The organism is Caulobacter sp. DWR2-3-1b2 (assembly GCF_049896345.1).
In the GTDB taxonomy this organism is placed as follows: domain Bacteria; phylum Pseudomonadota; class Alphaproteobacteria; order Caulobacterales; family Caulobacteraceae; genus Caulobacter.
Genome location: NZ_JAFCUC010000007.1, coordinates 40,179 through 57,029 on the forward strand (window position 1 = coordinate 40,179; position 16,851 = coordinate 57,029).

20 protein-coding genes are annotated in these 16,851 nt (G+C 67.8%); 12 read left to right on the forward strand and 8 right to left on the reverse strand.

The window, feature by feature from the left end:
* Window positions 1-84 precede the first annotated feature (84 nt).
* The 6 genes from ACP694_RS16990 to lgt all read right to left on the reverse strand — a co-directional run bounded on the left by ACP694_RS16990 (window position 85) and on the right by lgt (window position 5,942).
* Window positions 85-684 (reverse strand): 50S ribosomal protein L25/general stress protein Ctc, encoded by a 600-nt coding sequence (locus tag ACP694_RS16990; RefSeq protein WP_426014318.1) that lies wholly within the window; start codon window positions 682-684, stop codon window positions 85-87.
* Window positions 685-974: 290 nt separating this feature from the next.
* Entirely contained in the window at window positions 975-2,027 is a 1,053-nt protein-coding gene (locus ACP694_RS16995) for a hypothetical protein (protein WP_426014320.1), read from the reverse strand.
* A gap of 123 nt (window positions 2,028-2,150) precedes the next feature.
* On the reverse strand, window positions 2,151-3,089 hold the full coding sequence (locus tag ACP694_RS17000; protein WP_426014322.1) for a ribose-phosphate pyrophosphokinase: 939 nt from the start codon (window positions 3,087-3,089) through the stop codon (window positions 2,151-2,153).
* Window positions 3,090-3,190: 101 nt separating this feature from the next.
* Entirely contained in the window at window positions 3,191-3,970 is a 780-nt protein-coding gene (gene pgeF / locus ACP694_RS17005; RefSeq protein ID WP_426014324.1) for a peptidoglycan editing factor PgeF, read from the reverse strand.
* A gap of 3 nt (window positions 3,971-3,973) precedes the next feature.
* Window positions 3,974-5,044 carry a class I SAM-dependent methyltransferase gene (locus ACP694_RS17010; RefSeq protein ID WP_426014326.1) on the reverse strand — a complete coding sequence of 357 codons (1,071 nt, stop codon included), beginning with the start codon at window positions 5,042-5,044 and terminating at the stop codon, window positions 3,974-3,976.
* Window positions 5,031-5,942 carry a prolipoprotein diacylglyceryl transferase gene (gene lgt, locus ACP694_RS17015; RefSeq protein WP_426014327.1) on the reverse strand — a complete coding sequence of 304 codons (912 nt, stop codon included), beginning with the start codon at window positions 5,940-5,942 and terminating at the stop codon, window positions 5,031-5,033. Before lgt ends, ACP694_RS17010 begins: the two co-directional genes overlap by 14 nt.
* A gap of 112 nt (window positions 5,943-6,054) precedes the next feature.
* Between lgt and ACP694_RS17020 the strand changes: the two genes are divergently transcribed.
* The 4 genes from ACP694_RS17020 to ACP694_RS17035 all read left to right on the forward strand — a co-directional run bounded on the left by ACP694_RS17020 (window position 6,055) and on the right by ACP694_RS17035 (window position 8,387).
* Window positions 6,055-6,321, forward strand: a complete 267-nt coding sequence (locus tag ACP694_RS17020) for an accessory factor UbiK family protein (protein ID WP_426014329.1) — start codon at window positions 6,055-6,057, stop codon at window positions 6,319-6,321.
* Window positions 6,322-6,448: 127 nt separating this feature from the next.
* Complete coding sequence (locus ACP694_RS17025) at window positions 6,449-6,955, forward strand: YbjN domain-containing protein (protein WP_426014332.1); 507 nt, start codon at window positions 6,449-6,451, stop codon at window positions 6,953-6,955.
* A gap of 46 nt (window positions 6,956-7,001) precedes the next feature.
* Window positions 7,002-7,784, forward strand: coding sequence for a pyrroline-5-carboxylate reductase (gene proC, locus ACP694_RS17030; RefSeq protein WP_426014335.1), 783 nt, complete (start codon window positions 7,002-7,004; stop codon window positions 7,782-7,784).
* A 60-nt stretch (window positions 7,785-7,844) separates the two neighbouring features.
* Window positions 7,845-8,387, forward strand: coding sequence for a TetR family transcriptional regulator (locus ACP694_RS17035; RefSeq protein ID WP_426014337.1), 543 nt, complete (start codon window positions 7,845-7,847; stop codon window positions 8,385-8,387).
* 80 nt (window positions 8,388-8,467) lie between these two features.
* On the opposite strand, the gene ACP694_RS17040 is transcribed toward ACP694_RS17035, so the two are convergent.
* Entirely contained in the window at window positions 8,468-9,808 is a 1,341-nt protein-coding gene (locus ACP694_RS17040; protein WP_426014339.1) for a hypothetical protein, read from the reverse strand.
* A 136-nt stretch (window positions 9,809-9,944) separates the two neighbouring features.
* Between ACP694_RS17040 and ACP694_RS17045 the strand changes: the two genes are divergently transcribed.
* The 7 genes from ACP694_RS17045 to ACP694_RS17075 all read left to right on the forward strand — a co-directional run bounded on the left by ACP694_RS17045 (window position 9,945) and on the right by ACP694_RS17075 (window position 15,954).
* A complete protein-coding gene (locus tag ACP694_RS17045; RefSeq protein ID WP_426014341.1) occupies window positions 9,945-11,030 on the forward strand; it encodes an MBL fold metallo-hydrolase in 1,086 nt (361 codons plus the stop codon).
* Between the two features lie 84 nt (window positions 11,031-11,114).
* The gene (locus tag ACP694_RS17050) at window positions 11,115-12,368 is read left to right on the forward strand and encodes a glycosyltransferase (RefSeq protein WP_426014733.1); all 1,254 of its coding nucleotides are present in this window, start codon (window positions 11,115-11,117) and stop codon (window positions 12,366-12,368) included.
* Between the two features lie 31 nt (window positions 12,369-12,399).
* Window positions 12,400-12,843, forward strand: a complete 444-nt coding sequence (locus tag ACP694_RS17055) for a MarR family winged helix-turn-helix transcriptional regulator (RefSeq protein ID WP_426014342.1) — start codon at window positions 12,400-12,402, stop codon at window positions 12,841-12,843.
* Window positions 12,840-13,610: an enoyl-CoA hydratase gene (locus tag ACP694_RS17060; RefSeq protein WP_426014344.1), complete on the forward strand. Its 771-nt coding sequence runs from the start codon at window positions 12,840-12,842 to the stop codon at window positions 13,608-13,610. The genes ACP694_RS17055 and ACP694_RS17060 overlap by 4 nt, the downstream gene beginning before the upstream one ends.
* Before the next feature lies 1 nt (window position 13,611).
* On the forward strand, window positions 13,612-14,025 hold the full coding sequence (locus ACP694_RS17065; RefSeq protein WP_426014735.1) for a DUF3995 domain-containing protein: 414 nt from the start codon (window positions 13,612-13,614) through the stop codon (window positions 14,023-14,025).
* Between the two features lie 38 nt (window positions 14,026-14,063).
* On the forward strand, window positions 14,064-15,047 hold the full coding sequence (locus ACP694_RS17070) for an SDR family NAD(P)-dependent oxidoreductase (protein ID WP_426014347.1): 984 nt from the start codon (window positions 14,064-14,066) through the stop codon (window positions 15,045-15,047).
* A gap of 49 nt (window positions 15,048-15,096) precedes the next feature.
* Window positions 15,097-15,954, forward strand: a complete 858-nt coding sequence (locus ACP694_RS17075) for an SDR family oxidoreductase (RefSeq protein ID WP_426014348.1) — start codon at window positions 15,097-15,099, stop codon at window positions 15,952-15,954.
* A gap of 48 nt (window positions 15,955-16,002) precedes the next feature.
* Here the strand turns inward: ACP694_RS17075 and ACP694_RS17080 are convergent, their stop codons facing one another.
* Entirely contained in the window at window positions 16,003-16,335 is a 333-nt protein-coding gene (locus tag ACP694_RS17080; RefSeq protein ID WP_426014349.1) for a TfoX/Sxy family protein, read from the reverse strand.
* Here ACP694_RS17080 and ACP694_RS17085 point away from each other — a divergent pair.
* The gene (locus tag ACP694_RS17085) at window positions 16,334-16,813 is read left to right on the forward strand and encodes a GNAT family N-acetyltransferase (RefSeq protein ID WP_426014351.1); all 480 of its coding nucleotides are present in this window, start codon (window positions 16,334-16,336) and stop codon (window positions 16,811-16,813) included. The two genes, ACP694_RS17080 and ACP694_RS17085, sit on opposite strands and share 2 nt — an antisense overlap.
* Window positions 16,814-16,851 lie beyond the last annotated feature (38 nt).

The window sequence follows — 16,851 nt, forward strand, 5'->3', positions numbered from 1 at the left end:
AGACTGGACGTCGGAACGAAAAACGGGCGGGCCCTGAAAGCCCGCCCGTTCTCACGTATCAGATCGGAGACCCGACCAAAGCGGTTAGGCTTCGGTGGTGGTGTCGCCTTCACCCGATTGCGACGCGGCCGAGGCCTTCAGGGTGGCGATCACGAAGTCGCGGTCCTGGGCGGGGCGCACGCCATCCGGCAGCTTGACTTCCGAGATGCGGATGGTGTCGCCGATGTCGTGGTCGGCCAGGTCGATGACCAGTTCTTCCGGAATCTGGTCGGCAGGGCAGGCCAGCTCGACGGTGTGGCGGATGATTTCCAGCGAGCCGCCCTTTTTCAGGCCGACCGAGGTTTCGTGGTTCTTGAAATGCACCGGCACTTGGATCTTGACCAGTTGGTGCTCGCTGACCCGGAACAGGTCGAAGTGCACCGGCTCGTCGGTGACCGGGTGGAACTGGATCGCCTTGGCGATGACCGACTGCTTCTCGTCGCCATATTGCAGGGTCACCAGGTGGCCCAGCAGCTTGCCGGTGTAGAGCGCCTTGCGGAATTCGTTCGACTTCACCGCGACGTTCACGGGTGCGGTCGTGCCGCCGTACAGGATGCCCGGAATCTTGCCGGCGCGGCGGGTTTCGCGCGAACCACCGGTGCCGGCGCGATCGCGAAGTTCGACGTTGAGAATGATGTCGGCCATGTCGTGTCTTTCTGGAGAGCCGGATGCTCTCGGAGGCAAAGCCGCCGCACAGAACTGAATTGTCCCGCCCGGTCGACGTTTTTGAGGTCGCGCTCAATACACAAAACGGCGGCCCGTGGCAACGGCCCCAAGTCCTTCCCCCTTGCGGGAGAAGGTGGCTTCGCGGAGCGAGGTCGGATGAGAGGTCTCTCAAACGCCAAACGAAAAAGGGCCGCAGGGTCTTGACCGGTGCGACCCCTCATCCGTCGGCCTTCGGCCGCCACCTTCTCCCGCAAGAGGAGAAGGGAAAACTAGCTCTTCTTCTTGGCCGTGGCCGCCTTCTTGGCGACGGGCTTCTTCTTGGTCACCGCCGGCTCGGGTTTGGGCGGGGGCGGCGGCTCATAAGGCATGGCGGCGCCCGAGGCCTTGATCATGCAGGCGCCGGTGTCGATCAAGATGTGCTGGCCCAGGCAGAACACGTCCTCGTAATGGGGCTTGGCCACAGCCAGGCACTGGTAGAGGTTCAGCTTGGACATGTTCAGGCACATGGCGGTGGTGGGTTCGACCATGATCGCGTCGATGGTGGCCAGGTTGTTGTCACCGGCCGCGCCGAGCGCCGCCAGGGCGGCGATGGACATGCCGCGAATGACCAGAGGCGAATAGGGCGGCGGCGCGGCGCGCGGGGTGATGACCAGCGGGACGGCGCCGTTCGAGGCTTGCTGCAGCACGGCCACGTCGGCGCTGTCGGCCAGGCCCGGTGTCGCCGACATGCTCTTGGCGTAGGCCAGGCGACCGTCGCGGTCGAGCACAGGCAGGCTCGACCACTTGTCGTGCTGGACGGAGTAGGCCGCCTGCTTCACGGCCTTGCCGGCTTGGTAAACCTTCAAGCCGTCGTTGCCGAGGGTGTCGATGATCAGGCCGGCGGCGGTGTCGCTGCCCTTGAAGCCCACGGCGTAGGCGGGGTCCGCCACCAGTTGGTTGATGACGTTCTGGCGCTGGGCCGGATCGGCGGCGAAGACCCGCACCGAGGCCACAAAGGTCGGGTCCTGCAGGGCCAGGACAGCGGCATAGGCTGTGGCGCCCGACAGGAATCGCTTGGGCTCATAGGCGACAGCGACCTTTAGAGACGACTGGATCTGTTCGCCGTTGGCGAAGGCCGGGCTGATGGCTGCGGCGCGCTCCATGTAGCCGCGGAAGGCGCTGGCGCGTTCGACGACGCTGGCCGACAGGGTGATCGGCGGCGGCGCGGGCGGCGCCAGGACCACGGGTGGGGGCGGCGGCGGGCTGCTGCAACTGGCAAGGACCGTGGCGACGACCACGGCCATGGCCGTCAGGGCGGCGCGCGTACGCGTGGTGGAAAGCATCCCGAAAAAATCCCCAATGAGACAGAGCGCTCGCCCATACCATTGGCCAGCGGACGACATTGTGACAGTCGTCCCGTTAACCACGTCTTGACAAGCGTGGCCGTCGAAAACGCCTTGGAGCGATTAGTCGAAAAGCTTGGAGACGGACTCTTCGTTGGCGATCCGGCGGATGGCCTCGCCGATCAAAGGCGCGCACGAGACATAGCGGATCTTGGAGCAGGCCTTGACGGTGTCGGAAGCCTCGATCGAGTCGGTGACCACCAGTTCGGTCAAGACCGAATTGGCGACCCGCTCGGCGGCCGCGCCCGACAGCACCCCGTGGGTCACATAGGCGCTGACCGATGTGGCGCCCTGGGCGATCAGGGCGGCTGCGGCGTTGCACAGCGTGCCGGCCGAATCGACGATGTCGTCGAACAGGATGCAGCGACGGCCGGCGACGTCGCCGATGATGTTCATCACTTCGCTCTCGCCCGGCGCCGAGCGGCGTTTGTCGACGATGGCCAGGTCGGCGTCGTTCAAGCGCTTGGCCAGGGCCCGGGCCCGCACCACGCCGCCGACGTCGGGCGAGACGACCATCAGGTCGTCCTTGATCGTGTAGCGTTGGTGGATGTCGTCGGCGAGCAGCCGCGAGGGCAGCAGGTTGTCGGTCGGGATGTCGAAGAAGCCCTGGATCTGACCGGCGTGCAGATCCATGGTCAGCACCCGGTCGGCGCCCGAACGGGTGATCAGATTGGCCACCAGCTTGGCCGAGATCGGCGTGCGGCCGCCGGTCTTCCGATCCTGACGGGCATAGCCGAAGTACGGGAGCACCGCCGTGATCCGCTTGCCCGACGCCCGCTTCAAGGCGTCGATGCAGATCAGCAGCTCCATCAGGTTGTCGTTGGCGGGATAGCTGGTCGACTGGATGACGAAGACGTCCTCGCCCCGCACGTTCTCGTCGATGGTGACGAAGACCTCGAGGTCGGCGAACCGGCGCACCTGGGCGCGGGTCAGCGGCATGTCGAGATATTCCGCGATGGCCTGGGCCAGGGTGCGGTTCGAGTTGCCGGACAGCAGCTTCATGGTTTGGTCTCGGAGAGGGGCGTCGCCGTTGCCGGGGCTTCTAGCAGTCCCGGGCGATGGAACAAGCTTAACTCGCGATTGATCGGGGTTATTCGACTCGGTCACGCTTCGAGTGTGATCGCTGACAGAAGCCGTCCGTAGTCGGACTCCCCGTTCAGGAAGGCCCGGCGGTTGGAAAAGAACAGGTCCGGCTCGGCGCGGGTGTCGCGGTTAACCCACTCGCTCTGGCCGACTCCGGCTGTCTCCAGGCGATCGAGCACGAAGGCCGGCAGGTCGAACATCCGCTTGTCGTCCGCCCCGCCGGGTGAGAAGAATCGGCCCGAGCCGGGGCTGTCGGCCTCGAAACGGTGCAGGAACTCGAGGCCGACCTCGTAGGATTTGGGGCCGATGCAAGGGCCGACGGCCGCCACCATGCGGGCGGGTTCGCCGCCCAGCGTGACCATCCTGTCGACGGCCGCCTGGACGATCCCGTCCAGCGCTCCGCGCCAGCCGGCGTGGACGGCGGCGACGATGCGCGCCACGGGATCGACGATCAGCACCGGGGCGCAGTCGGCCGCCAGCGCGCCGCAGACCACGCCGGGGGTCTTGGTCACCACCGCGTCGCCCTCCGGACGCACATCGCCCCACGAGCCGTCGGCGACGATGGCGATGGTCGAGTGGATCTGGAAGCAGGTATTGAGATCTTCCGGCGCGGCCCCGAACCAGGCGGCGGCCCTGGCGCGGTTCTCGGCGACGTCCTCCGGCTCGTCCTCGCTGCCGCGCCCCACGTTGAGACTGGAGTAAAGGCCCGTCGAGACCCCGCCCTGCCGCGTGAAGAAGGCGTGCCGGACGCCGGCGACGGCGGCCAGCAGCGGGGACTGGACTGTGGGAAGGTCGTGCATGGATCAAGCGTCCTCGAAGAGGGGAGGGGCCAGGCCGGGCGCATGGATGCAGACGACCTTGAACAGCGCCCCCATCTGATCTGGTCCGGTGAGGCGATCAAGCTGTCTTGCGACCACGTCTGCCTGATAGGGCCGCGCCTGGGACAGCGCCTGGGCGCGCGCTTCGACGCCGAGGCCGCGCAGGAAGTCGCCCTGGGTCACGATCGCGCCGGTCCTGGCGCCGGCGTCGCGGGCGGCCTCCAGCACGGCGGGGAAGTCGACCCAGACGGTCAGGTCAGCCTGGCCGGGCTCGGCGAGCGGCGAGACCTTGGCGTGGGCCTTGAGCGCCTGGAGCGTGTCGCCAACCCCGGGCGCGTCGCGGCCGTAGTCGATCAGCAGGGCGGCGCCGCCATCTTGAGCGATGCGATGGCCCAGTTCAGAGCCCAGGGCGGCCTGGGCGGGCGAGGACTCGACGACGGCGCCGGCGGGATAGCCCCCTTCCCCCATGGGGGGAGGACCTAGGGCTTTCAGCCCGAACGCCAGCCCGCCCGCCTCATCCAGCCCCACCATCCGCTCGGCCCAGCCGCCGTCCGTGCGCACGAACTGCCGGGTCGGGAGGCAGTCCAGCACCTCGTTGGCGATCAGCAGGATCGGCGCGCCAGCCGGCACCGCCTCCAGCCGATCGGCCCAGCGTGGCGTCAAGGCCGCGCCCTCCAACCGCGACGCCTGCAACGTCCGCAAGGGCGGCGACACCTCGACCAGCCACAGGTCGGCGGCCTCGAGGAAGTCCGGCAGCAGCCTGGCGGCGCGCAGCACGTCGCTGATCAGCGCGCCGTCGCCGGGTCCCATCTCGACCAGACGCACCGGCGAAGGGCGCCCCATGCGGGTCCAGGTTTCCAGCAGCCACAGGCCGATCAACTCGCCGAACATCTGGCTGACGCCCGGCGCGGTTAGAAAGTCGCCCCCCGCCCCTAACGCCGGCCGGGTGGCGTAATAGCCTTCGCGCGGGTCGTGCAGGCAGCGGGTGAAATATTCGGCGACGCTGATCGGGCCGTCCTGGGCGATCTGCGCCCGCAGGCGATCAAGCAGGCTCATGGTCTTCCGCGAGCGGGGCGGGCACGGGCTCGCGCAGCGCGCGCCACAACAACCAGGCGCCGACCGCCAGCATCGGGATCGACAGCATCATCCCCATGGTCAGGCCGAACGGGAAATCGGGCATGCCGTGGTCGGGATTGCGCACCCCTTCCAGCGCGACGCGGAAGAGGCCGTAGCCGATCAGGAAGGTCGCCACCAACGCGCCCCGGCGTTGCAACCACTTCAGCTTGTAGACCGCGAAACCGAGGATCAGGAACAGCACCACGCCCTCCAGGCCCGCCTCGTAAAGCTGGCTTGGATGACGCGGATACGTGCCAGCAGGACAAATGTGATCGCTATTGGCCGCCTTGATCGTGGCATTACAAAAGATGACGCCGAACGGATGGTCGGTGATCCGGCCCCACAACTCGCCATTGATGAAATTGGCGCAGCGGCCGAAGAACAGGCCGATCGTGGCGACGGGCGCGACCAGGTCGCCCAGTTTCAGCATGTCGATCTTCTGCTGGCGCGCGAACAGCACGATCGCCACGCAGACGCCCACGAAGCCGCCGTGGAAAGACATGCCACCTTCCCAGATCTTGAACGCGTCCAATGGATGGGCGGCCAGGTTGGCGCGTTGGTCGCCATTCAGCAGCATGTAGAACAGGATGTAGCCGATGCGGCCGCCCAGGATGATGCCCAGGGTGATCCACAGCACCAGATCGTCGATCTGCACCGAGGTGGCGGTCGGCCGGTGACCGCCCCACAGCTTGGCGTCGCGCGCCAGCTTGATCGCGTACTGCCAGCCGAGAAGAATGCCAGCCACATAGGCCAGGGCGTACCAGCGGATGGCCAGCGGCCCCCATTGCAGCGCCCAAGGGCCGATGTGAACGATCGGGTCGATGTCGGGAAAGATCACGCCGAACGGCTCCTGGCGGACAGATGGTCGCACCCTTACCGCGTTCCCTCTTCGCTTTCATCCCTCGTTTCCCATATAAGCGCCGACGAGCCCGCCGCGCCCTGGAACTTCGATGCACAGCCAAAACCCCTTCCTCGATGAATTCGCCAAGCTGACCCAGGCCGCCATGGGCATCGCCCAGACCGCCGGCGAGGAAGCCAAGACCGCGATGCGCGCCCAGGCCGACCGTCTGGCCGCCGAGTTCGACCTGATCCGGCGCGACGATTTCGAGGCCCTGAAGGCCGAGGTCGCGGCGTTGCGCGCGGACGTCGCGGGCCTGAAGGCCAAGGCGGCGCTCGCCAAGACCGCCGCGCCAAAAAGCGACGATACGGCCCTCTAGGCGAGTTTCGTTTCCCTTTCGACGTGAAGGCGGTTGTGACGCCGCCCGCGAAGCAGCTTAGAGTCCCTTGAGTGGGTGATTTGAATGGGTCCCGCGACCCGTCTCTCCCCGGGGGCCAAAGGTTCTTATGGACACCCAACCCGACGACGACGACGTTCTGCTGGCGATGGACCCTCTCGAGGTCGTCGAACATGTGCTGGCCGCCGAGAACCTGACGTTCGACCGCACCGACGACGGCGACCTGGCCTTCGCCTTGACCGGCGACTGGAAGGACTACGAGCTGTGGTTCGCCTGGCGGCCCGAGGCCGACTGCCTGCAGCTGTGCCTGTCGCTCGACCTGCGCGCCGTCAAGGCCAAGCGCCCCGCCGCCTACGAGCTGTTGTCGATGATCAACCAGCGCGTCTGGCTGGGTCATTTCGAGGTCTGGACCGAGGACGGCGAGGTGGTGTTCCGCCATGCCCTGGCCCTCCCGGCCGGCGAGCGCCCGACCATGGCCCAGGCCGCCTCGATGATCGACGCCGCGGTCGAAGCCGCCGACCGCTTCTACCCGGCCTTCGACTTCCTGCTGCACAGCGCCAAGACCCCCGACGAGGCCATGGCCGCCTGCATGTTCGAGACGATGGGCCAGGCTTAGGATTCTCCTTCTCCCGCAAGGGAGAGAAGGAAGAGGTAGACGCCCCATGACCCCCATCCTCCTCCTCGGCGCCGGACGCATGGGCGGGGCCCTGATCAAGGGCTGGACCAAGGTCGGCGTATTCGCCGCCGCCGACCTGATCATCCGCGATCCCAACGCCGACCCCGCAGCGTTTGCGGGCGCGAGCGTCAATCCGCCGCTTGAGGCCCTGGCCACAGCCAAGACCGTGCTGCTGGCGGTCAAGCCGCAGATCTGGCGGGAGGCGGTGGTCGAGGTCGTCCCGCACCTCGCGCCAGACGCCATCATCGTCTCGATCGCCGCCGGGGTCGCCGCAGCCGACATTTCCAAGGTTTTCGGGGGCCGCGCCGTGGCCCGGGTGATGCCGACCACCGCCGTCGCCATCGGCCTGGGCACGGCCAGCATCTTCGCCGACACGGTCGAGGCAAGGTCGCGCGCTCATGCCCTGCTCGACCCAGTGGCGACGGTGGTCGATCTGGACGACGAAGACCTGATGCACGCCGCGACCGCCGTCTCGGGATCGGCCCCGGCCTATCTCTACGCCTTCATCGAGGCCTTGGAGGCGGCGGGCGCGGGTCTGGGGCTTGACCCCGCCGCCTCGGCGAAGCTGGCCCGGGCCACCATCGTCGGCGCCGCCGCCCTGCTGGGTCAAGGCGGCGAAGAGCCGGCCGAACTGCGCAAGCAGGTCACCTCGCCGGGCGGCACGACCGCCGCCGCCTTGGCCGTGCTGATGGGGAAGGGCGGCTTTGGGGACCTGCTGCCGACGGCGCTGGCGGCGGCCGTGGCGCGGTCAAAGGAACTGGGCGGCTAAACCTCTCCCAGCGGGAGAGGGTTCTTGCTTCGCGCGCTCCGACCCGCCATTTGATCGTCCATGACCGCCGCCGAAGACATCCTCGATCGCGCCGCCGCTGCAGCCCTGTCCCTGGCCGCCGACCGGCCGTGGACGCAGATCAGCCTGCGCGACATCGCCGTGAAGGCCGAAGTCCCGTTCGCGGAGCTCTATGCCCGGGCCGATGGCAAGGCCGCCTTGCTAGCCCATTTGTCGACCCGCTTCGACCGCGCCGCGGTGGCCACGGCCTCGGCCCAGGTCGCCACGACCCACGACCGCCTGTTCGACGCCGCGATGGCGCGGATCGAGGCCATGGAGCCGCACCGCGCCGCCCTGATCGCCATCAGCCGGTCCGAGCGCCTCGTGGTTTCGGCCCTGCGCTTCCCCAAGACCGCCCGCGCCATCCTCGAAGCGGCCGGCGTCGACGCCACGCCCGCGCGGCTGACGGCGATGACGGCGGTCTGGGTCCGCGCCCTGCAGGTCTGGCGCGATGACGAAGGCGCGCTGAACCGCACGATGGCCGAGCTGGACAAGCGCCTGAAGCAGATGACCTCGGGCCTGGAAAAGGTCGGGGCGGGGGTCTAGGGCGCTCACCTCGACTCACCCACGAAAAAGCCCGCCGGGATCGCTCCCGGCGGGCTTCGTCGTTTAGACCTGAGACGAGCCTAGCCCTTGGTGGCGTTGGTCGGCAGCTTGCAGCCGCCGCCCACGCCCTTGGCCTGCAGGCAGGACATCAGTTCCTTGGGCTTGTCCGAACCGACCTTGAGCGGATAGGCGATAACCCAACCCGGCAGGCCGTCGGAGCAGGCGACCTCGACATAGCCGTCGGTCGCCGTCTGGCCGATGATCCGCGAACCGGAGACCGTGCAACTGCTCTTGCCCAGCGACTTCAAGTTGGCCGTCAGGCGCGGATAGACCGCGTCGGCCTTGGTGAAGCTGCAGCGGTAGCCGTTGATCTCAGAGGCTACGCAGTCATAGACGGTGTTGTTGGTCGTCGTGAAAATGCCAATGCCGCCGTCGGGACGGTTGGCGCACTTCATTTCAACGATCTCGGTGCGGGGATCGCTGCTGGGGAGCATGCCGTACTTCTCGACCTTGCAGTCGAAGCCGGCCTTGGCGGACAGCTTGGTGTAGAGGCCGGCCTGCTCGGTCTGGGCCGCGAGGCTGTCGGTCAGGGTGCACCCGCCGCCAACGAAGCTGGCTTGGGCGCAGTCGATGGCCTTGACCAAGGCGCCGCCGACAGCAGCCTGCTGCAGCATGTAGCCCTTGCCGTCCTGGCAGGCGACTTCGAAATAGTTGTCGGTCTTGGTGCTGAGGACGTAGCGCTTGTCCTTGACCGCGCAATTCTTGCCCGAGGCGCCGGCCAGGGTGTCGACGGCGGCCAGCTGCGTGGCCTTGTCGGTCAGCTTGCAGCTGACATTGCCGCCTTCCTCGTACAGCAGGCAGCTGTTGGCGATGACCTCCTGGTCGACATTGACCGGGTTCGCCGTCTGAAGAACGTATCCCGCGCCACCCTTACAGGCGACCTCGAAATAGGCGTTCTTGGCGGTGCCGCCGATGGCGCGGGCGTTCTGGATGTCGCAGGCGGCGCCAGCCTTTTGCAGGTAGGGCGTCAGGCCCGCCTTGGGGTTGGCGTTGCCCGGCAGGATACAGGCCAGGGCGCTGGGCTTGCCGTCGGCGGCCGGATTGGCGGTTTCCAGGCAGCTGTAGGCCGCCGGCTTCTCGTCCTTCTTGGCGAGGATGGCGAAGCCCAGGCCTTGTTGGCACGCGACTTCGTAATAGTCGGTGCTGGTCTTTTTGTCGTTGCCGATGAGGCGCGCATCCGAGACGGTGCACGAAACGCCGGCGGCCTGGATCAGGGCGGGCGTCGCCTTCATGCCCGCTTCGCGGGACTTGGCGTCAACGGCTGCCGGCTTTTCTTTTTCCTTCGCCGCGGAGAGCACGGTGACGGGAACGAGCGCGGCGAGCGCGAGGGCGGCCGTCAAGCCGATCGCGATGGGCCTCATGGGATAGGTCTCCTGGGGTAAATTCCTCGCGGCGGACTTAAGGCCCGCTTGCATCGAGGGTCAAGATGTCGTCCGACGGGGGCGCAATCATGACGGTGGCCCGGGGGCGGGGCGTGCCGTGGCCGGAGGACGCAGGATGCGCGACGGAATCGAAGAGGGGGTCGCCGAAGAGGCGACCGAGCCGCGCCGGCCCCGGCTGGTCTACCCGTTCGAGCAGGCTCCAGAGACCGGAACAGGCCAGGCGGTCGAGGTCGCGCCTGGGGTTCTCTGGCTGCGCCAGCCGCTGGGCGGCTCGCTGGGCTTCATCAACGTCTGGGCGATTCGCGACGGCGCGGGCTGGGCGGTGGTCGATACCGGCCTGCAGACCAAGGAGACCTCCCAGGCCTGGCGGGCGGCGTTCGCCCAGGCCTTGGGCGGCGATCCGATCACCCGGGTGATCGTCACCCATCTTCACCCCGATCATGTCGGGTTGGCCGGCTGGATCGCCCGCAAGTTCGACGTGCGCCTGTGGATGACCCGGCTGGAATATTTCCAATGTCGGATGCTGGTGGCCGACACCGGCCGCGAGGCGCCTGTGGACGGGGTCCGATTCTTCCACGCCGCGGGCTGGAACGAGGACGGGATCGAGACCTACAAGGCGCGGTTCGGCGGATTCGGCAAGGCGATCCACCAACTGCCCGACAGCTATCGGCGGATGGTCGATGGCGAGGTGTTCGCGATCGGCGATCACGACTGGCGGGTGGTGACGGGCCAGGGCCATTCGCCCGAACACGCCTGCCTGTGGTGCGAGGCGCTGGGCGTACTGATCTCCGGAGACCAGGTGCTGCCGAGGATATCGTCCAATGTCTCGGTGTTCCCCACCGAGCCCGACGCCGACCCGCTGACCGACTGGCTGACCTCGTTGGCCAAGGTCAAGGCGACGGTGCCGGACGACGTGCTGGTGTTGCCGGCTCACAACGACCCGTTCCGGGGCCTGCACGCCCGCATCGACCACCTGATCAACGGCCACGAACGAGGGCTGGGGCGTCTGCGGGGCAAACTTCAGGAGCCCAAGCGCGCGGTCGATGTGTTCGGCGCCCTGTTCGCCCGCCCGATCGGCCCGGACCTTCTGGGCATGGCGACGGGCGAAGCCCTGGCCCATCTGAACTGCCTGATCGGCCGGGGTCTGGCGGTTCGTGAGCCGGACGCGGACGGGGTTGCCTGGTATCGGGCCGTGGACTGAGCCGTCTTTTCATTCGGAGCTGTCGCCATCCGCATTGTTCTCGCCACCGCCGGGTCGCTCGGCGACCTGCATCCCTTCCTTGCGCTGGGCAGGGCCCTGCAAGCGGCCGGGTTCCAGGCCGAGGTCGCCACCTCGGCCGAATACCGCGCCAAGGTCGAGGCCGAAGGGCTGGTCTTCCACGAGGTGGGTCCCAGCCTGGAGCGCTTGCGCGCGGACCTCGGCATGGATCTTGCCCAGCTCACCCACGCCATCGCCGCCTCGGACGCCTTTCTGTTCGAGAAGATCATGACGCCCTACCTGGAGAGCGCTACCAGGCAGTTGATCGCCGCGGCCAAGGGCGCTTGCGCCCTTGTCGGCGGAAGCTTCGCGGCCGGGGTGGCGGTGACCGCCGACTATCTGGGCATCCCTTTCGTCTCGGTGGCGCTGCAGCCGACCGTGGTGTTCTCGGCCTATGACCCGCCGCTGTTGCCCAAGGCGCCGTGGCTGGGACCGGCGACCGGCGGCCTTCGCTTGTGGCTCAATCGCGCGACGATCGCGATCGGCCGGGCGACGACCGATCACTGGACGCGGCCGGTCAATGGCTTGCGCCGGGCCTTGGGCTTGCCGCCGAGTCGGGACAACCTGTTGTTCGACGCCGGTCGTGGAGCGGCCCTCTCGCTGGGGCTCTATTCGCCTCTGCTGAGTCCGCGTCAGCCCGACGCGCCCGAAAATTTCGACGTGGTCGGATACGCCGCCTATGACAGCGACCTCGGCGGTCCGACGACCTTGCCGCCGGATCTGGAGACCTTCCTGGCGGCCGGACCCGCGCCGCTGGTCTTCACCCTTGGTAGCGCGGCGGTGAACATTCCGGGGGACTTCTACCGTGAGAGCATGAAGGTCGCACGGCGCATGGGGCGACGCGCCGTGCTGCTGGTCGGACCCGATGGCGATCCGTCCGTCGCCGACGGGGCGGAGGACGCCGTCGCCTTCGCCTACGCGCCCTATTCCCTGCTCTTTCCCCGCGCTGCCGCCCTCGTGCATCAGGGCGGGGTCGGCACTATTCAGCAGGCGTTGCGCGCTGGCCGGCCGCAACTGGTCGTGCCGCATCTGGGCGACCAGTTCGACAATGGGGCGCGGATCGCGCGGTTGGGCGTTGGGGCGACCCTGCCGCGCGACGCCTACCGTTCCAAGGCGGCGGCGGCCCTGATCGACAGGCTTTTGGGCGACCCCGACCTGATCGCGAGGACTGTCCGTCTCGGCGAAATAGCGTCCCGAGAAGATGGCGCCGCTGAAGCCGCTAGCCGGGTCGCGGCGCTATGGGCCGCCCGCTCCGGCAGCGAACACGAAACAATCGTTTGATATTTCGTGCACGAACTATAATCTCCACGTCATGACCACGCCTCCCGACCGCCGCCTGGTGTTCCTGCTGAATGTCGCGCACCGCCGCGTGCAGCGCTATGTCGAGGCCAAGATGGCCGCCCAGGGGGGGCTGACGGCGGCCCAGTCCGGAGCGCTCTTTGTGCTCGGGCAGAAAGACGGCGCCCTGATCGGCGAGGCCGCCGAGGCCCTGGACCTTGCGCCCTCGGCCATGACCGGCCTGATCGACCGCATGGCGCGCGCCGAGCTGGTCGAGCGGCGGCCCGACCCCAAGGACGGCCGCGCCCTGCGCCTCTACCTGACCGCCAAGGGCCATGTGGCGCGCGCGGACGCCAAGGCCGGCGTCGAGGGGCTGAGCTCTCACCTCACCGAGGGCTTCACGGACGACGAGATCGCCGTGGTGTCCCGCTGGCTGGTCAGCCTGCAAACCAAGTTCCCCAAAGGAGATGCCGCATGACCGATCTGGTGAAGGTCGAGATCGACGCCGGCGTGATGACCCTCACCCTGGCCCGTCCGGACAAGAAGAACGCGCTGAGCAACGCCATGTACGGCGTGCTGGCCGACAGCTTGGAGCGCGCCGAGGCCGACCCGGCGATCCGGGTGGTGGTGTTCCAGGGCGACGGCGACAGCTTCAGCTCGGGCAACGACCTGAAGGACTTCACCGCCCAGGCCACCGGGACCTTCACCGGCGAGCGCCATGTGATGCGGTTCCTGAAGAACCTGGCCACGGCCACCCGGCCACTGGTCGCCGCCGTCCAGGGCCAGGCGGTCGGCGTGGGCACGACCATGTTGCTGCATTGTGACCTGGTTTTCGTCAGCTCCGACGCCCGGCTGACCGTGCCGTTCGTCAACCTGGCCCTGGCGCCCGAAGCCGCCTCCAGCCTGCTGCTGCCGGCCCGCATCGGCCACGCTCGCGCCTATGCCATGTTTGCCCTTGGCGAGGCGGTGGATGGCGCGACCGCCGTGGCCTGGGGCATCGCCAATGCCTGCGTGCCACTGGAGGATCTGCGGACCCGCGCCCGCACCGCCGCTGACCAACTGGCCAAGCGTCCGCTCGGCGCCCTGACCGTCACCAAGTCGCTGATGCGCGACGCCGAGGCGATCTCGGCCCTGATGGACAGGGAGGGCGAACTGTTTGCTCAGCGTCTGCAGACCGCCGAGGCCCGCGAGGCCTTCATGGCCTTCGCCGAGCGCCGCGCGCCGGACTTCAGCAAGGTTGGCTGAGGTGGCCCTGGCCCTGGTCCTGTCGACGGCGCTGCTGGCCTTGGCGGGAATCCACCTCTACTGGGGCTTGGGCGGTCGCTGGCCGGGCCATGACGAGGCTTCGATGGTCGAGCACGTGGTGGGCCGCACACGCGGCATGCGCGCGCCCGGCCTGCTGGCCTCCGTCGCTGTCGCCCTGGCCTTGGCGGCTGGCGGCGTTCTGGTCGCCGCGACCTTGACCCCGACCGTCTGGGACCCGCAGTTAAAGGCCGCGCGCTGGGTCCTGTTCGTGGTCTTCGCCGGACGCGGTCTGGCGACCTATGTCCCGCCGGTCTTCCGCTATGCCGAGGGCACGCCGTTCGCGACGCTCAACCGCCGCGCCTATGGGCCGCTGTGCCTGGCGATCGCCTTGGGAATTCTTGTGTTGCAGCTGTAGCGTCCACTTCAATGACAAAAATCAAGGGAGCGAACATCATGGTCGACCGCATCAAATCGCCCTTCGGGGCCTTCACCGACGCCCGCGACGTCGTCGCCGGCCACGACCTGACCGGCAAGGTCGCCATCGTCACCGGCGGGGCCACCGGCATCGGCGTCGAGACGGCCAAGGCCTTGGCCGAGGCCGGCGCCGAGGTTGTGATCGCCGTCCGCAAGCCGGATCTGGCCGAGGCCGCCGTCGCCGAGATCAACGCCGTGGCCAAGGGCGCGCAAGCGTCGTGGTCGATGCTCGATCTCTCCAGCTTCAAGTCGATCCGCGCCTTCGTCGAGCGCTGGGGCGACCGGTCGTTGAACCTGCTGATCAACAACGCCGGCGTCATGGCCTGCCCGCTCGCCTATACCGAGGACGGGCTCGAGATGCAGATCGGCACCAACCACTTTGGCCACTTCCTGCTGTCGGTGCTGCTGGCTCCCAACCTGGTGGCCGGCGCCAAGGCCCCCTCTCAAGGAAATGGCGGCAAGACCTCGCGGCTGGTGTCCCTGTCGTCGATCGGCCACCGCCGTGCCCCGATGAATTTCGAGGATCCGCATTTCCGGTCTCACCCCTACGAGAAGTGGGAAAGCTACGGCCAGGCCAAGACGGCCAACGCCCTGTTCGCCGTGGGCTTCAATCAGCGCTTCAAGGATCAGGGCGTGTTCGCCAACGCCGTGATGCCTGGCGGCATCATGACCCCGCTGCAGCGCCATCTGCCGATCGAGGAGCAGCGGGCGATGGGCTGGATCGACGAAAACGGCAAGGTTCGCGACGGTTTCAAGACGCCCGCCCAAGGCGCGTCGACCAGTGTCTGGGCGGCGGTGGGCGACGAACTCGAGGGCGTCGGCGGGCTCTATCTCGAGGACTTGGCCCAGGCCAAGCCGTGGACGAAGGAGGCCGGCTGGTCTGGCGTCATGTCCTACGCCCTGGACCCGGAGCAGGCCGACAGGCTGTGGGCCCTGTCAGTGGAAACCACAGGGGCGGGATGACCGTCGCGGTGTTTCGGCATAGAATCGGACCGTCCTTGAGGAGACGACGATGAGCTTGAACGGCAAGACCCTCTTCATCACCGGCGCCTCGCGCGGCATCGGCCTGGCCATCGCCCTGCGCGCCGCCCGCGACGGCGCCAATATCGTCATCGCCGCCAAGACGGCGGAGGCCCATCCGAAGCTGCCGGGCACCATCTACACCGCCGCCGCGCAGATCGAGGCGGCCGGCGGCCAGGCGCTGCCGCTGGTGGTTGATGTGCGCGAGGAGGCCAGCGTCCAGGCGGCCGTCGACAAGGCGGTCGAGAGCTTCGGCGGTATCGACATCTGCGTGAACAACGCCTCGGCGATCTCGCTCACGGGCACGCTGTCGACCGACATGAAGCGCTACGACCTGATGCACCAGATCAACGGGCGCGGAACGTTCCTGACCTCGAAACTGTGTCTGCCGCACCTGAAGAAGGCGGCCAATCCGCACGTGCTGGCCCTGTCGCCGCCGCTGGACATCAAGCCCCGCTGGTTCGCCCCCCACGTAGCCTACTCCATGGCCAAGTACAATATGAGCCTGTGCATGATGGGCATGGCCGAGGAGTTCCGGGCCGACGGCGTGGCCTTCAACGGCCTGTGGCCGCGCACCGCCATCGCCACCGCCGCCATCCAGTTCGCCTTGACCGGGGAGGAAGGCCTCAAGCACTGCCGCACCGTCGAGATCATGGCCGACGCGGCCCACGCGATGTTCCTGAAGCCGTCGCGAGCGTTCACCGGCCAGTTCGTGATCGACGACACGTTCCTATACGGCGAGGGCGTGCGCGACTTCGATCAGTACCGCGTGGATCCGACCGCCACCCTGATGCCGGACTTCTTCGTGCCGGAGGATAGCCTTCCGCCGCCGGGGGTGGTGATAGGGTAAGGGTCTTGCAATTGGGGACAGGCGCATGCGCCTGTCCCCAGCCCTGGATCAGGGCTTCCGAGCCTTCCGCGCCGCCGCCACCGCGATCGAGCGCCGCGCCCACTCGACCATCAGGTCTGGCTCATCCAACGCTTCGGCGGGCGCCGACCAGTAAGCCATGGAGCTCACGCCGAAGGGCGCGAACTGCGTGCTGCCGGCGGCCGCGAAATCGGGGCCCAGCGTCTCGTCGCCCTTGAGATAGAGGGTGTCGTCGTCGATCAGGGCGAAGAACAGGCCTTGGGCATAGAGGCCGACTCCGCCGAACATCTTTCGCGAGGTCAGCGGCCCGACCGGGGCCAGCTGTTCGAGTACCAAATCCAGATAGTCCGAAGAGACCGCCATGCCCGTATCCATTCGTCCCGCCGTCGAGGCCGACAGCGCCTTGATCCTGCGGTTCATCCGCGATCTCGCCGCCTATGAGAAGCTGCTCGACGATGTGCGGACCACGCAGGACGATATCACGGTGGCGCTGTTTGGCGAAAACCCCAAGGCCTTCTGCGACATCGCCGAGATTGACGGCGCGCCGGTGGGCTTTGCCTTGTGGTTCTACAACTTCTCGACCTTCGTCGGCCGGCACGGAATCTATCTGGAAGACCTGTTCGTGCTGCCCGAAGCGCGGGGCAGCGGGGCGGGCAAGGCATTGTTGGCGGGGCTGGCGCGGCGCTGCCTGGACGAGAAGCTCGGCCGACTGGAATGGGCCGTGCTCGACTGGAACGCCCCGTCGATCGCTTTCTATGACAGCCTGGGCGCGGCCGCGATGAACGAGTGGATCGTGCGACGGATGACGGGCGAGGCGTTGGCGAGGTTGGCTGCGGCCTAGGCGAGGAACGGGGACAGGCACATGTGCCTGTCCCCGTT